General features: G+C 33.6%; 12 protein-coding genes. 9 read left to right on the top strand and 3 right to left on the bottom strand.

The window, feature by feature from the left end:
- Positions 1 to 283 precede the first annotated feature (283 nt).
- The 3 genes from MHB47_RS10480 to ltaS all read left to right on the top strand — a co-directional run bounded on the left by MHB47_RS10480 (position 284) and on the right by ltaS (position 4,701).
- Positions 284 to 991: a 5-oxoprolinase subunit B family protein gene (locus tag MHB47_RS10480; protein ID WP_340756564.1), complete on the top strand. Its 708-nt coding sequence runs from the start codon at positions 284 to 286 to the stop codon at positions 989 to 991.
- Entirely contained in the window at positions 979 to 1,983 is a 1,005-nt protein-coding gene (locus MHB47_RS10475; RefSeq protein WP_340756562.1) for a 5-oxoprolinase subunit C family protein, read from the top strand. Before MHB47_RS10480 ends, MHB47_RS10475 begins: the two co-directional genes overlap by 13 nt.
- Positions 1,984 to 2,760: 777 nt before the next feature.
- Positions 2,761 to 4,701, top strand: coding sequence for a polyglycerol-phosphate lipoteichoic acid synthase LtaS (gene ltaS / locus MHB47_RS10470; RefSeq protein WP_340756560.1), 1,941 nt, complete (start codon positions 2,761 to 2,763; stop codon positions 4,699 to 4,701).
- Between the two features lie 186 nt (positions 4,702 to 4,887).
- Here the strand turns inward: ltaS and MHB47_RS10465 are convergent, their stop codons facing one another.
- Positions 4,888 to 5,706, bottom strand: coding sequence for a ZIP family metal transporter (locus tag MHB47_RS10465; RefSeq protein ID WP_021339431.1), 819 nt, complete (start codon positions 5,704 to 5,706; stop codon positions 4,888 to 4,890).
- Between the two features lie 128 nt (positions 5,707 to 5,834).
- Between MHB47_RS10465 and MHB47_RS10460 the strand changes: the two genes are divergently transcribed.
- From MHB47_RS10460 to MHB47_RS10435, 6 genes are all read left to right on the top strand, one after another.
- Positions 5,835 to 7,718, top strand: a complete 1,884-nt coding sequence (locus MHB47_RS10460; RefSeq protein ID WP_069820634.1) for an ABC-F family ATP-binding cassette domain-containing protein — start codon at positions 5,835 to 5,837, stop codon at positions 7,716 to 7,718.
- A 12-nt stretch (positions 7,719 to 7,730) separates the two neighbouring features.
- Positions 7,731 to 9,509: a DNA helicase RecQ gene (gene recQ, locus MHB47_RS10455; protein ID WP_002508312.1), complete on the top strand. Its 1,779-nt coding sequence runs from the start codon at positions 7,731 to 7,733 to the stop codon at positions 9,507 to 9,509.
- 288 nt (positions 9,510 to 9,797) lie between these two features.
- Positions 9,798 to 10,763 (top strand): ABC transporter ATP-binding protein, encoded by a 966-nt coding sequence (locus MHB47_RS10450; RefSeq protein WP_340756558.1) that lies wholly within the window; start codon positions 9,798 to 9,800, stop codon positions 10,761 to 10,763.
- Positions 10,760 to 12,274, top strand: coding sequence for an ABC transporter permease/substrate-binding protein (locus tag MHB47_RS10445; protein WP_340756556.1), 1,515 nt, complete (start codon positions 10,760 to 10,762; stop codon positions 12,272 to 12,274). Before MHB47_RS10450 ends, MHB47_RS10445 begins: the two co-directional genes overlap by 4 nt.
- 192 nt (positions 12,275 to 12,466) lie before the next feature.
- Positions 12,467 to 13,522: a histidinol-phosphate transaminase gene (hisC, locus tag MHB47_RS10440; protein ID WP_064783084.1), complete on the top strand. Its 1,056-nt coding sequence runs from the start codon at positions 12,467 to 12,469 to the stop codon at positions 13,520 to 13,522.
- A 270-nt stretch (positions 13,523 to 13,792) separates the two neighbouring features.
- Positions 13,793 to 14,341, top strand: coding sequence for a 5' nucleotidase, NT5C type (locus MHB47_RS10435; RefSeq protein ID WP_002508308.1), 549 nt, complete (start codon positions 13,793 to 13,795; stop codon positions 14,339 to 14,341).
- 201 nt (positions 14,342 to 14,542) lie between these two features.
- Here the strand turns inward: MHB47_RS10435 and MHB47_RS10430 are convergent, their stop codons facing one another.
- Both MHB47_RS10430 and MHB47_RS10425 read right to left on the bottom strand, forming a co-directional pair.
- On the bottom strand, positions 14,543 to 15,502 hold the full coding sequence (locus MHB47_RS10430) for a diacylglycerol/lipid kinase family protein (protein ID WP_064783083.1): 960 nt from the start codon (positions 15,500 to 15,502) through the stop codon (positions 14,543 to 14,545).
- A 170-nt stretch (positions 15,503 to 15,672) separates the two neighbouring features.
- Complete coding sequence (locus MHB47_RS10425; protein ID WP_064783082.1) at positions 15,673 to 17,181, bottom strand: peptide MFS transporter; 1,509 nt, start codon at positions 17,179 to 17,181, stop codon at positions 15,673 to 15,675.
- Between the last annotated feature and the right edge of the window lie 85 nt (positions 17,182 to 17,266).

Genomic DNA, 17,266 nt, shown 5'->3' with positions numbered 1-17,266 from the left:
CAAGGGTGCACTTAAATAATTACGTAATAAATTATAAACAGCGAGTGGGGCATAACGATGATATTAGTTTGGATACTGACAATGATTTTAATAACCTTGCTTTCAAAATGGTATGTAAATCGTTTGCTGAAGAAACAACAGATTTATATTGCAAGATTCGTAATTACCATCTCTTGCATGGTTCAATTTGTAATAGTCTATTTTCTAGTGAAAGCACTTGTGGGTTATTTGGTACAAGGGTTAAACGTGTTTTATCATTAGTAAGAATATAAGAGGTGAGCCTATGAAAATATATAGCCAAGGAGACCAAGCAATTGTAGTTTCTATTGAAAAAGAAGTCTCTAAGGATTTAACAGAAGATTTATTAGCATTAAAAACGTATTTATTAGAAAAAGATTATCCTTTTATAACCGAAATTGTACCTACTGAATCAGATATGATGATTTGTTATGATGCGCGAGACATGATCAAACACTACAATATTAAATCACCATTTTTATATATGAATGCATTAATGCAAACCGTACAACTAGAGATTATATACGAAGAGCAAGCGATTGAACCAATGGAAATTCCAGTTGTTTATGGTGGAGAATTTGGGCCTGATTTAGCGGCTTTATTAACGCATTATAAATTAGATTTTGATAAATTTGTGAAGCTACATACGAAACATACGTATTTTGTCTCAATGATGGGTTTTACACCTGGATTCCCTTATCTTACCGGAATGGATAAGCGTTTATTTGTTAACCACACAGGTGGCAAAAAAACATTTATTCCAGCAGGTTCTGTCATAATAGAAGGGAAAAAGACAGGTATTACTACAATAGATACTTATGGCGATTGGTTAGTCATTGGCTATACACCTATTCGTTTGTTTGACCCAGAACTAACAGATTTTACTAAGCTAAAATTAGGCGATAATGTTAAATTTAAAGCAATAACAGAAGAAACGCTGGATCTAGGAGGCTTCGAACCATGTCAATCATAATAGAAGGTGAAGGATTATTCTCAAGTTTCCAAGATTTTGGTCGTAAAGGCTACGAGCACAACGGTGTTATTCCTGGTGGCGCACTAGATCCATTATCTCATGAAATAGCGAACAGACTCGTTGCAAATGATAAGCGTGAAGCTACGTTAGAGATGACAAATAGAATGGCGAGCATTCGCTTTACTGAATCGACATTGATTGCGTTAAGCGGTGGTAGTTTTAAAGCTAAAACAGAGCATATGAAAGTATTACCAAATAAATTATACTTAATGGAAAAAGGTGACGTACTTGTATTTACAGAGACAAATCGCACTTCTAGAGTATATTTAGCAATCGGTGGTGGTTTCGAATTAGATGAATGGTTAGGTTCAACCTCCACCGACTTCAAAATCAAAATTGGCGGTTTTCATGGACGTAAATTGCAAAAAGGCGACGAAATTAATATGAAACGCGACTATACTGAACGTCACCTTAAATTGTTTGAAAATCTAGAAGAAAAACATCAAACAGACTGGGGTATTGATGGTTATGCACTTTCCTTTAACTATATGTCCGATGTTTTTCATGTCATTAAAAACAAAGGGACAGAAGACTTTGAACAAAAAGCGTTAAGTCACTTTACGCTTGGAGAATATAAAGTCACGAGTAAAGCAAATAGAGTCGGGATGTATGTAGAAGGACAGCCCGTGAAGGCTTTTTATGAAGATATGCCGGCACATCAGTCTGTTCAAATAGGGACGATACAAGTTAAAAGAGATGGCACACCGATTATTTTACTCAATGACCATTATACAATAGGCAGTTACCCACAAATTGGGACAATCGCGAGTTATCATTTAACTAAGTTGGGTCAAAAGCATCAAGGTACAAAATTAAAGTTCCAATTTATAGATATTGAAACTGCAGAAAAGAATTTAATTAAATATACGAATTGGTTAAACCAATTGTTTCATGGTATTGAATATAGAATGCAGTTAGAGATGTTGAAATAAAAAATAGCAAGTCTATATATTACTGAATGAAGGATAATATATAGACTTGCTGATCAGCTGTAACGCCTCAAGTTAAGTTTTCGAGGGTTACAGCTTTTTATATTGCGTATATTTAGATATATAACTTTTGAGTTTTTGTAGAAAGCTTTCTAGAAGGGCATTATTATTTCGTGAAATATTAAAATAAAAATTCATTTCATATACGACTCTAGTCCGATTAATATAAAAACCAAGCAGAGTATAATTAAAAAGCATATTATTTCTTAATGATATATTCACAGCCGATTAACAAGCCTTTAACAAAACGGTGGCAAAACGTTAAATTATGTTTGAAAGTGTGTTTTTACTTGAAATTTGACCGAAATTGCTTTATATTTATACATTGAACTATATACGTTTTGTTACGGAAACATTACAAAATGATAAAAACTGTGAAGATGACGTTAAGCAATAATCGAAAACGTTAACACAATTTACACTATATAGACAAATGAAAAGTTTCTAATTAGAATATATAAAATTTCAAAAATTATAACTTTAATTCACAATTGAACAAGCTAATAAAATTCTAGTGTATAGAAATTTAAATTACATACACAGCTGTTCAGGATTTTAAAGAACTTAAACCTAAAGAAGATAACTTTTGCCAATAACGACCTTTGTTTAGTTAGGGATACTAACATCGCTAACAACATATTGAACACAGTAACTTTGCCAATTTTTTACTAGGTATGGATTATTTTCCAACCTATATTAATCTATATCGGGGGAACAAACATGAGTCTACACAAAAAGAAATTAACTCTTTTTGCGTTTTTTATTCTGACCGTGCTTACTGTCGCATTTAAAACGTATTTTTCATATTATGTTGATTTTTCTTTAGGTGTTAAAGGGTTAGTACAAAACCTAATCCTATTAATGAATCCATACAGTTTAATCGCTTTAGTATTAAGTATTTTCTTATTCTTTAAAGGGAAGAAAGCATTCTGGTTCATCTTTATTGGTGGCTTTGTTTTAACTTTCCTACTATACGCGAATGTTGTTTACTTCAGATTCTTCTCTGATTTTATAACGTTTAGTACATTGAACCAAGTTGGAAATGTTGATTCAATGGGCGGCGCAGTGACAGCTTCATTTAAATGGTATGACTTTGTATACTTTATTGATACAATCATTTACCTTTTTATCTTGATATTTAAACAAAAATGGTTAGATAAACGTGTATTCAGTAAAAAGTTTGTGCCAGTAGTTATGGCAGCTGCAATTGCCTTATTCTTCCTGAATTTAGCTTTTGCTGAATCAGATCGTCCTGAATTATTAACACGTACTTTCGATCACAAATATTTAGTGAAATATTTAGGACCGTATAATTTCACTGTCTATGATGGTGTGAAAACAATTCAAAATAACCAACAAAAAGCTTTAGCTAATGAAGATGACTTAACTAAAGTATTAAATTATTCGAAACAAAAACGAGTTGAACCGAACCAAGAGTATTTTGGTGCAGGAAAAAAGAAAAATGTTATAAAAATACACTTAGAAAGTTTCCAAACTTTCTTAATTGATAAAAAAGTCAACGGAGAAGAAGTAACACCATTCTTAAACAAATTATCATCAGGGAATGCAGGTTATAGATATTATCCAAACTTCTTCCATCAAACGGGTCAAGGTAAAACATCAGACTCAGAGTTTACTATGGATAATAGTTTGTATGGTTTACCTCAAGGTTCAGCCTTTTCATTGAAAGGTGATAACACTTACCAAGCATTACCAGCAATTCTTGATCAAAAACAAGGCTATACATCTAGTGTAATGCATGGTGATTACAAAACATTCTGGAACCGTGATCAAGTATATAGACACTTTGGTATAGATAAATTCTATGATGCGACCTATTATGATATGTCTGAAGAAAATCTTGAGAATCTAGGTCTTAAAGATAAAGAGTTCTTTGATAAATCAGCAGATTACTTAGCTAAAGAAAAAGAACCATTTTACAGTCATTTAATTACATTAACAAACCATTATCCATTTACTGTATCACCAGAGGATGCAACAATAGAATCACCAAATACTGGAGATTCAACGGTAGATGGCTATGTTCAAACAGCTAGATATCTAGATGAATCGTTAGAAGAATTTGTTAATGAATTGAAAGAAAAAGGTATTTATGAAGATTCCGTTATAATGATTTACGGTGACCACTATGGTATTTCTGAAAACCATAATAAAGCTATGGAAAAATTATTAGGTGAAGAAATTACACCTGCTAAATTTACTGACTTAAACCGTACAGGCTTCTGGCTGAAAATACCAGGTAAGGAAGGCGCAGTAGATGAAACGTATGCTGGTCAAGCAGACGTTATGCCTACACTGCTTCATTTAATGGGTATTGATACTAAGAATTACCTAATGATGGGTACAGACATGTTATCGAAAGAACATAACAACACAGTGCCATTCAGAAATGGTGACTTTATAACGAAAGATTATAAATATGTTAATGGTAGAATTTATGATAATAAAACGAATGAACCAGTAACAGAAAAACCTAAAGATTTTGAAAAACGTAAACAACAGGCTGAAAAAGATCTACAAATGAGTGACGATTTGATTAATGGTGACTTATTGAGATTCTATGACAATCCAGATTTCGAAAAAGTGAAACCTTCTGAGTACGAATATAAGCCAGGTCCAAAAGGAAAAGAGAAAAAATAATAGTTAATTTATAGAGCTAATATACCTAATTTAGGTGTATTGGCTCTTTTTAAATTTTACTTTAGATTCATTCAACTTCATATTTAAAAAATGACACAAAAATAGCTATGGTACTTTTTCAAGTGCCATAGCTATTTTTCTAATTAGGTTTATGTCTAAACCATTTTTATTACAAAATTTACGTCCTTATCCAAGTGCGACATCAAGTATCATCATGATTGTGAATCCTAACATTAGACTTAACGTTGCAAGGTCTGTATTATTACTTGCTTGAGAATCTGGTATAAGTTCTTCAACCACAACGAATATCATTGCACCTGCAGCAAATGCTAAAGCATATGGTAACATAGGGGTGATCATTATCACCGCAGCAGCGCCGACTACAGCAAATATAGGCTCGACGATGGCTGATGCTTGTCCATAATTAAAAGCTTTCCATCTTGATGCACCTGCAGCGCGTATTGGCATTGACAATGCTGCACCTTCTGGAATATTCTGTATCCCGATACCGATGGCTAATCCAACAGCGCCTAAAAATGTTGCTTGGCCATTACCAGAAACAATACCACCAAAGGCTACACCTATAGAAAGACCTTCTGGAATATTGTGTAACGTAATTGCCAATACAAGTAATGTATTTTTGTTGAGTTTTTTAGTACCTACACCTTCATGAAATTGATTAGTGTCTTTGGTATTTGGATGTATATGAGGAATAACTAAGTCTAATCCACGAATAAATAATCCACCCAATAAAAAACCAATAGCAGCAGGCAACCATGGGAAAGCTGTGCCTTCACCATAAGCAATGGCTGGCTGTAATAATGACCAAAAACTTGCAGCAATCATAATGCCTGCAGCAAAACCTTGCATTGAGTTCAATAACTTATCGTTAACTCTTTTGAAAATAAATACCGATGCTGCTCCTAATGCAGTAAGTAGCCATGTGATAAGACCAGCTATTAATGCTTGGATGTAAGGAGGTAAGTTTTGGAAAAATTCCGACATAAGCTTCTCTCCTTTGTATCATTTGAGTTCAAAAAGGTGTATAATATATAGAACTGAAATTAAGTTTAACAGATATAATTACTATTTTCGATATTTAAAAATTTCGATATTAAAAAGGATGTAGAATGATGGAAGCATACAAAATTGAACATTTAAATAAGTCATATGCTGATAAGACTATTTTCGATGATTTACATCTCTCTATTTCTGAAGGAGAAAAAATAGGACTCGTTGGTATAAATGGGACTGGCAAGAGTACTTTGTTAAAAGTAATAGCAGGACTAGACGAAGATTACGATGCGGAAATATCACATCCCAATTCGTATCGCGTCCGTTATTCTTCTCAAAAACAAGATTTTGATCGAAATATGTCTGTTTTTGAAGCAGTACTAACCTCAGAAACTAAAACACTTCAAGTTATACGTGCATATGAGTCTGCACTGAATCAATATAGTACGACCCAGAGTGAATCAGATTTACAAAAAATGATGCAAGCACAAGATGCAATGGATGCGAATCAAGCATGGGATTACAGTGCAGAAATTAAGACGATACTTTCTAAATTAGGTATTCATGATACGACAAAAGAAGTAAGTGAACTTTCAGGCGGTCAACAAAAAAGAGTGGGTCTTGCGAAAACACTTATTGAACAACCTGATTTATTACTTTTAGATGAGCCTACTAACCACTTAGATTTTGAATCTATCAATTGGTTAATCAATTATGTGAAACAATATCCACACACGGTGTTATTTGTCACACATGATCGCTATTTCTTAAATGAAGTATCCTCACGAATCATCGAATTAGACCGTGGGAAATTACGCACTTATGCTGGTAATTATGAAGCTTATATAGCACAACGTGCAGAAAATGAAATTATCGAACAAAAACAACAATCGAAACAACAATCTTTATATAAAAAAGAACTTGCTTGGATGCGTGCGGGTGTAAAAGCACGAACTACAAAACAACAAGCACGTAAAAATAGATTTAACGATTTAGAACAAGACGTCAAAAATCAGCATCAACAAGATAAAGCATCTTTAAATCTTGCTTATTCAAGATTGGGTAAACAAGTTTTTGAATTCGATGCTCTGACTAAGCGCATAAATGATAAGACATTGTTCGAAGACATCACTCAAATAATTCAAAGTGGTCAGCAAATTGGTATTGTTGGGCCTAATGGTGCTGGTAAAACAACATTGTTAAATATATTGAGTGGCGAAGATCAAGATTTCGAAGGTAATCTGAAAATTGGGCAGACCGTAAAAGTTGCTTACTTTAAACAAAGTGAAGAGCGATTAGATCGTGATGTAAGAATGATTGATTATTTAAGAGAAGAAAGTGAAGTAGCTAAAGAAAAAGATGGTACTTCAGTTTCAATTACACAATTACTCGAACGCTTCTTATTTCCAAGTTCCACACATGGTAAAAAAATATATAAATTATCAGGTGGCGAACAAAAAAGACTATATCTGTTGAGATTATTAGTCCATCAGCCGAATGTCTTGTTATTAGATGAGCCAACAAACGACTTAGATACTGAAACGCTCACAATACTAGAAGATTATATTGAAACATTTGGCGGCGCTGTAATCACAGTAAGTCATGATAGATATTTTTTAAATAAAGTAGCCCAAGAATATTGGTATATTCACGATGGTACAATGGAACGTATTATAGGGACATTTGAAGATTATGAAGCATATAAAAAAGAACAAGATAAAGCCCAAGCACAGCAAAAGCAACAGAAACAACAAACGCATGTAAAACAAAATACGAATAAGAAAAAAGGGCTATCTTTTAAAGAAAAGCAAGAATATGAAACAATTATTGAACGTATTGAAACCACTGAGCAAAGATTAGAAAGCATCGATGAAGAAATGATTGCAGCAAGTTCAGATTATGCTAAAATCAAAGAATTAACTGAAGAACAACGTCGTCTTAACCAGACGTACGAAGATGATATGGCAAGATGGAGTGAACTAGAAGAACTAAAAGAACAATGAGGGATTGTTAACATGGAATCAACATTATCGCATTATTTTGGCTACGATACATTTCGTCCGGGTCAAAAAGAAATTATAACAAAAGTAATGAATCATCAAAATGCGCTAGGTGTATTACCTACTGGCGGGGGAAAATCAATTTGTTATCAAGTTCCGGGATTAATGTTAGGCGGTACGACAATCGTTATCAGTCCATTAATTTCGCTAATGAAAGATCAAGTTGATCAATTAAAGGCCATGGGTATACGCGCGGCGTACTTAAACAGTAGTTTAACTCAGAAACAACAAAAAGAAATAGAGGCACAACTTAGAAAAGGTGAAATCCAATTTCTATATGTGGCGCCTGAACGTTTCGATAATGCTTATTTTGTTCAAATGGTGCAACAATTAAATATACCATTAGTTGCTTTTGATGAAGCACACTGTATTTCAAAATGGGGGCACGATTTTAGACCGAGTTATCGAGATGTGATTCATAAGGTATTTGCATTACCACAAGATTTTACAATTGTAGCACTTACTGCAACTGCGACAATTGAAGTTCAAAAAGACATTATGGATCGCTTGAATATTAATAAAAATGACGAGATTAAAACAAGTACAAAACGTCGAAATCTAGTCTTTCAAGTCAATCCTACATATCAACGACAAAAATTTGTGTTGGAATATGTTAAAAAATATCAAAAAGAATCCGGCATTATTTATTGTTCAACACGAAAACAAGTTGAAGAATTACAAGAAGCGTTAGCGATTAATGATATTAAGAGTACAACCTATCATGGTGGACTATCGAATAAAGAGCGTGAAGCTGCCCAAAATGATTTTGTTTATGATCGTGTACGCGTAGTTGTAGCTACGAATGCTTTTGGTATGGGTATCGACAAATCCAATGTAAGATTTGTTATTCATTATAATATGCCTGGTGATTTAGAATCATACTATCAAGAAGCAGGTCGTGCAGGTCGTGATGGTTTAAATAGTGATTGTATTTTATTATTTAGTGAACGTGACATCGGCTTACATCAGTATTTTATATCTTCATCGAAAGCAGATGATGATTATAAAGATAAGATGGGCGAAAAATTAAATAAAATGATACTTTATACAAAAACTAAAAAGTGTTTAGAAGCAACACTTGTTCATTATTTTGAGCCGAATGAAAAGCTTGAAGAATGTGAACAGTGTAGTAATTGCGTAAGAGAAAATAAAACGTACGATATGACAAATGAAGCAAAAATGATTGTGAGTTGTATTGCACGTATGAAACAGAAAGAAAGCTATAGCGTCATTATACAAGTATTAAGAGGCGAAGAATCTGATTATATTCGCTACTGTGATTATAATGAATTGTCGACACATGGTATTATGAAAAACTACACTACATCAGATTTAAGTCATCTTATTGATGAATTGAGATTTAAAGGCTTTTTAAATGAGTATGATGAAATATTAACTTGTGATAACTCTGTGAAAAGTTTATTGAGTGATCAAGTCACTATATTTACGACGCCATTTAAACGTAAAACTACAGAAAAAGTTAATATTAATACCGTTGAAGGTGTGGATCGTGCACTATTTGATGAACTTATAGCTGTACGTAAACAGCTAAGTGAGGACTTGAGTATTCCGCCAGTAAGTATCTTCTCTGATTTTACACTAGAAGAATTTGCTAAAAGAAAGCCAGAATCAAAACAAGATATGATTTTAATTGATGGCGTCGGTAGTTACAAATTAAAACATTACTGTCCAATGTTCTTAGAAACCATTCAATCATATAAAGCAAAAATATAATCAAGTTAGTTGTTGTAGTGCCACATAGCTTTCTGCTTTTAATAAATATAACCATAACCGCGAAGTTAAATTTCAAATTTTAATATACTATGTAACAAAAACATAGGTATATTTTTGATTTGAGTTAACTTCGCTTTTTTGTAAAAACAAGTTATTAATGAAGTAAAACAAAAACTTTGATAATTGCTTGATAAATACATGAATTATATGAAAATAGGGAATAGTTGTAGTAAATGTGAATTTAATCTAATTTTTTAAAATAGAGGACAGTAAAGTGAAGGTGACAAAGTGATAGAATTTAAAAATGTAGTGAAAAAATATGGAGATAAAACTGCAGTCGATGACATCAGTTTTAATATAAAAAAAGGCGAATTTTTTGTGTTAATTGGTCCTTCAGGTTGTGGAAAAACAACGACCTTAAAAATGGTCAATCGCTTAATTTCGTTATCTGAAGGATATATTTATTTTAATGATAAACCAATTAGTGATTATTCTATTTATGAAATGCGTTGGGATATTGGCTATGTACTGCAACAAATCGCACTTTTCCCCCACATGACAATCAAAGAGAATATCGCTCAAGTACCACAAATGAAAAAGTGGAAAGAAAAAGATATTAATCAACGCGTGGATGAATTATTGAATATGGTGAGTTTAGAACCTGAATTATATAAAAATCGTAAACCAGATGAGTTGTCAGGAGGTCAGCAGCAACGTGTAGGCGTGGTTCGTGCATTGGCTGCCGATCCGCCAGTGATATTAATGGATGAGCCATACAGTGCGCTAGACCCGATTAGCCGGGAAAATTTACAAAATGATTTAATTGAATTACAACAAAAAATTAAAAAAACGATTATTTTCGTAACACATGATATTCAAGAAGCAATGAAACTGGGCGACCGTATATGTTTATTAAATGGGGGTCGAGTTGAACAAATTGATACACCAGAAGGGTTTATTAAAAATCCTAAAAATGACTTTGTGAAACAGTTTATGGGAGATAAAGTAAAACGTACGGTTAATGATATGAAATTATCTGAACTGGTTAGCAATTTACCAAACAATAAATCAGAAATGGCTCATGAAAGTTATCCCGTTGTACAAAGTGATTATTTTGTACGCGATATTTATGAGCATTTAATTGACCATGAAGCAATTATTGTCGATGACGAAGCAGCTTCTACACAACATGTGCTAAAACGAGAAGATATATTTAAAGTTTTGTCAGAAGGCAAAGGAGGTCATAATGGATGAATGAATTCATTAACACTCTTGTAGAGCGCAAAGGTCAATTATTAACAACTATTTTTGAACATATGCAAATATCATTTATTGCTTTATTAATAGCGACTCTGATTGGTGTTCCCTTAGGCATTCTGCTTACAAAAACGCGTAAACTTTCTGAAGTCGTGATGAATATTGCTGCTATACTACAAACGATACCATCACTTGCTTTACTCGGTTTGATGATACCGCTATTTGGTATAGGTAAAGTGCCAGCCGTGATTGCTTTAGTCGTTTATGCTCTACTACCTATTTTGAGAAATACATACACGGGTATTAACGAAGTTGATGCTTCGTTAATAGAAGCAGCAAAAGGTATAGGTATGAAACCAGGACGCCGTTTGAGTAAAGTAGAATTGCCAATTGCGATGCCGGTAATTATGGCGGGTATTCGCACAGCTATGGTATTAATCATTGGTACGGCAACATTAGCAGCTTTAATTGGTGCAGGTGGTTTAGGGGACCTTATATTATTAGGTATCGATAGAAATGATACGTCATTAATACTTATCGGTGCCATTCCAGCGGCCTTGCTCGCAATCTTATTTGATTTAGCATTACGCTTTATGCAAAAAATGTCATACAAAAAATTACTGATTGCATTAGGTGCTATCGTATTAATCTTATTATTGTTTATAGTTGGTCCGTTGTTAGCGCAAAAAGGAGATAAAGTGACTTTAGCAGGTAAGCTTGGTTCAGAGCCTTCAGTGATTACCAATATGTATAAAATTTTAATTGAAGAAGAAACAGATCATACTGTTGAAGTTGAAGACGGATTGGGTAAAACAGCTTTCTTATTTAACGCCTTAAAATCAGATGATATAGATGGTTATCTTGAGTTTACAGGGACAGTGCTCGGTGAATTAACGAAAGAAGATCTACAGTCTAAGAAAGAAGACGAAGTATACGAACAAGCTAAATCGAGTTTAGAAAGTAAATATGATATGACGATGTTAAAACCAATGGAATACAATAATACGTATGCCTTAGCAGTGAAAAAAGACTTTGCAGAAGAGCATGATATTAAAACAATTGGTGATTTAAATAAAGTCAGTAGCAAAATCAAGCCTGGGTTTACATTAGAATTTAATGATCGTGAAGATGGCTATCCAGCTGTGAAAAAAGCATATGACCTTGATTTAGGAGACGTCAAAACGATGGAACCTAAATTACGTTATCAAGCAATTGAAAGTGGCGATATCAATTTAATAGATGCATATTCAACAGATGCTGAATTAAAACAATATGATATGGTCGTTCTAGAGGATGATAAAGATGTCTTTCCACCATATCAAGGTGCGCCTATGTTTAAAGAATTCTATTTAGAAGAACATCCTGAAATTAAAGCACCGCTAAATAAATTAGCAGGTAAAATTTCAGATGAAGAAATGCAACAAATGAACTACGATGTGACTGTGAAAAAAGAAGACCCATATGAAGTTGCAAAAGCATATCTAGAAAAGCATAATTTAATAGATTAAACATTAACTCTTTTATTACGGGTTCGGATGATGAGCGATAAGAATAACACGCTTAATTTATCTGAACTCGTTTTTTTACTAATTACAAATCAAACTGTTTGATGAGGACACATTGATTTTAAACTATTATTGGGTTTATAATAGTTATTAAGTTTTGAAATTTCTGTAAATTTAAGGAGGCCCGAAGCAACAATGAAAAAGCAAATTGAACAATTATCAGCATATGAACCAGGTTTATCGCCTAGAGCATTGAAAGAAAGTTACGGGATTGAAGGTGAATTATATAAATTAGCTTCAAATGAAAATTTATATGGTCCGTCACCAAAAGTTAACGAGGCGATTCAAGCACATTTAGATGAATTGCAATTTTATCCTGAGACCGGTTCTCCATTAATCAAAGAAGCAATCAGTAAGCACTTAAATGTTGATGCATCACGCATATTATTCGGGGCAGGCCTAGACGAAGTCATTTTAATGATTTCACGTGCGGTACTCACTCCTGGAGATAAAATAGTAACAAGTGAAATGACGTTTGGACAGTATTATCATAATGCAACCGTAGAAGCTGCAAATGTAGCACAAGTGCCTATGCAAAATGGATGTTTTGATTTAGAAGGTATATTAGCAGAGATTGACGATGATACGAAACTCGTATGGTTATGTAATCCAAATAATCCAACAGGCACTTATTTTACGCATGAAGAGTTACAACATTTCTTAACACGTGTACCAAGTCATGTTCCAGTAATTATAGATGAAGCCTATGTAGAATTTGTAACTGCGGAGGATTTCCCTGATACATTAGCCTTACAAGAGCAATTTACAAATGCATTTTTATTACGCACATTCTCTAAAGCATATGGCTTAGCAGGCATGCGTATTGGTTATGTCGTTGCAGCTAAAGAAGCGATCGAAAAATGGAATATTATACGTCCACCATTTAATGTAGGACGCTTATCTGAGTATGCAGCGTTGGCAGCATTAGAAGATCAAGAATACTTAGCATCTATTCGCGAACATAACGCGCAAGAGAGAGCAAAATTCTTTGAATTAGCTGTAAGTGATAGATTTTATCCAAGTCAAACAAACTTTGTCTATATCAATACAGACAAACCGCATGATTTATATGAAGCATTTTTAAATGTTGGTTGTATTACAAGAGAATTTCCTAAAGGGGTTCGAGTGACAATCGGTTTTCCAGAACAAAATGATAAAATGATCGAAGTACTTAAAAGCTTTGAATTTTAATTATAATCAATGATGATGACGTTCAACGAGACTAAAGTGTGTATGTAAAGATAAATATAATAAACCAATTCATTTAAGATGATGAGAAGTGTTATGTGAATAGCATTTAACATGGTTTAAATTATATTTATAAGTACAATTTTGGTTTAGTTGAACGTTATTTGCTATACTTAGAAGTGAAAAAAGGAGTTATATGTAGTCGCTTTTTACATAGTGTTTAGGCTATATATAATAAAGATTGAAGCTATTGAAAAGGGAGTAGAGTAGTAAATGACGAGAAAATCGATTGCTATTGATATGGATGAGGTACTTGCTGATACAGTAGGTGCATTACTTGATGACGTGAATAAACGCACGGATTTAGGGATTACATATGAGATGTTAGACGGGATAAAATTAAGACATGCAATGCCTGAGCATGATGGCTTACTAACAGAAATTTTAAGGGAACCTGGCTTTTTCAGAAGATTACAAGTTATGGATGATGCACAAGATGTCGTTAAAAAACTAACTGAGCATTATGATGTATATATTGCAACTGCGGCAATGGATGTACCGACTTCATTCCATGATAAGTATGATTGGTTAAGACACTTCTTTCCATTTTTAGACCCTCAGCATTTTGTATTTTGTGGTCGAAAAGATATTGTTAAAGCGGATTATTTAATCGACGATAATCCTAGACAGTTGAGCATCTTTACTGGTACACCGATTATGTATACTGCAACGCACAATATCAATGATGACAGATTTGATCGTGTGAATAATTGGAAAGATGTTGAGAATTATTTCCTAGGAGATAGTGAGTACAACATTTAACCATTTAAGTGTTTGAGATATGCGTTTTAGATACAAATATATAACAACATAAAAACGGTGTTTTCTACTTTATTTCACGTAGAAAACACCGTTTTTTAGTTAATTGAGAAACTTATATCTCAGCCACTTTGCTAGTTAAAATATAACGATTTTTGAAACTAAGTGGTTGTTTGTAATTTAAAACATCGCGTTAAAGCTTAATTATTCTGATTCAGTATCGGTCACTTGTTTATGTTCTGGAAGTGTTAGTATTTGAATAGCATCAGGCACAACTTCGATTTGAAGCGGTGTTTTTAAGTCAACTTCACCATCAATGTCAACTTTCATCTGTGGGTCAGTAGCGATGGTGATTTTCTTCGCTAATACATGTTTAATACCATCCGTCATATTATTCCAATTCATACTGTCACGTTGCTTAAATATATCGTTTAAGACACTGGTTCTTTCTTCTGTGAAGATAAATGTATTTAAATAACCATCATTAGGAGATAAATCAGTTAAAGGTATACGACTGCCACCTATGAACGGGCCATTCGCTACTACAAGCATTGTGGTATTACCTTCAATTTCATTTTCATCGACAGTTATTTTATAGTCAAAGTGTTCTGGATTAAGTAATGTTTTCACTGTAGAACCAACGTAACTTAGTTTACCAAAGACATCTTTGTTACCGTTTTGTACATTCTCTGCGTTTTGTACAATCAGCCCCATGCCTACAAAGTTTAAAGCATATTCATCATTTACTTTCATAACATCATAAGATCTTAGCTCTGCTTCTTTAAGTTGTTCACTTGCTACTTTATGACGTGGGTGCAAATTTAATGTTTTTACAAAATCATTAAACGTCCCGCCAGGTATAATACCGATTGGGATATCGAGCTGACTTTGCATCATGCCATTAACGAGTTCATTTACCGTGCCGTCTCCACCTAAAATAAAGATAATATCTACATCATCACTATAACTTTGTTCTTTTATTTTTTTACAATAAGTAATTATGTCTCCTTCATTTTCACTTAATTGGATAGAGAGATGTTTACAAAATGTTGTCAGTGAGGATGCTACATCTCCGAGCCCGTTATATATATCTTTTATACCTGAGTGTTCATGGTAAAATAATACGCCGTGTTTAAATTTTGATTGTGTCAATTTATTCACCATATTTCTTAGAATTTTGATTTACCTATTAAGTTTACCCGATTTTCAATAAAAATAAATAAAAAAGAGCGGAGAATACGAAATCAAAACTTGAAATTTGATTTCGTATTCCCGCTCTCATAGGGCTGACTAAATATCGGGCAGCTACTGTGCAAACTTAAATCATTAAATTATTATTTAACCCCGCGCATACCTTTGACGATTTTTGGTACAAAGGCAAGGATGATTAGGCTGACTACAATCGCAATTACTCCTAGGAATAGGAAATAATTTTTATAGCCAAGTGGTTCGATAAGTTTTACTAAGGTACCGTTAATGGCTTGAGCACAGGCGTTTGTTAGTAACCATAAGCTCATCATTTGTGTGTTAAAGGCTTTAGGTGCAAGTTTTACTGCTGCACTATTACCAGTAGGTGATAAACATAATTCACCAATTACACAAATAACATATGACAAGATAATCCAGTTTACACTTATCATTGCACCACCGGATGAAATGCCAATTAAGCCAATCATTATGTAAGAAGCCCCAGCTAAAAATGCACCTAAGACAAATTTCGTAGCTAAACTTGGCTGACGTCTTGCCATTTTAGCCCAGATAATTGAAAGTACTGGCGCAAGTAATACGATGAATAGAGGATTAATAGATTGGAACCAGGTTGGTCCAAAATCTGTTGTCCATCCAAATATATTTAAAGACATATCACTACTTTCAAGCGCGAAAATGTTGAGCACATTTGCACCTTGTTCTTGAATTGACCAGAAAACCACACCTAAAATAAATAGGGGGATGAAGGAAATGACACGTGAACGTTCATCAGATGTAACTTCTTTACTGCGAATCATAATTGTAAAGTAAATGATAGGTAACGCGACCCCAAGTATCAATACAGTGGTACTTACAATGTTAAATGAAAGTGTTCCAGTTAATCCAGTGATGATTAATACGGCTGCAATAACTATGGCTGAAGCTGCGAATATTAGACCGTATTTCTTTTTCTCACTTTGATTTAAAGGATTCGTAGGCTTCGTTCCTACATCGCCAATGTTTTTCTTATTGAAGATCATATACCAAACTAAACCTAGTGCCATACCCACTGCTGCAATTAAAAAGCCAGCATGGAAATCGCCTGATTTAACAAATTGATCTAATATTAATGGTGAAAGTAGCCCACCTAAATTTACAGACATATAGAAAATAACGAATCCAGCATCCATACGTGTATCATTCTCAGGATATAGTCTACCTACAATATTAGAAATACTTGGTTTCATTAATCCTGAACCCACGATAATAAAGAACATGGAGATGAATAAACCGACGATATCTAACGGTAAACTTAAGAATATATGTCCAATGATGATCAATACGCCACCGTAAAATGTGGCTGAACGCGTACCAGTGATTCTATCAGATATCCAACCACCAAGTACTGAAGTCATATAGATTAGAGCACCATAAACAGCCATGACTGATTGTGCAGTACCCTTGTCCATGCCGAGTCCACCATCTTTGATTGCGAAATACATATAAAAGATAAGTAACGCGCGCATCCCGTAATAACTAAATCTCTCCCAAAATTCAACGAAAAATAAAACCCCTAGACCTTTAGGGTGACCAAAGAATCCTTTTTGTGGAATGGATTGGATGGCTTGGTCTTGGGTTTTGTCCTGATTTTGCATAAAAATTCCCGTCCTTTCTTGCTCCCAATAAAAAAATGTATAAAATAGATTTTACTCCTAATAAAACTAAATTTCAATAATATTC

The organism is Staphylococcus sp. FSL K6-3157 (assembly GCF_038005145.1).
Taxonomy (GTDB): domain Bacteria; phylum Bacillota; class Bacilli; order Staphylococcales; family Staphylococcaceae; genus Staphylococcus; species Staphylococcus equorum.
The sequence above is the reverse complement of the archived record's forward strand: the minus strand, read 5'-3'. Positions and strand labels throughout refer to the sequence as shown.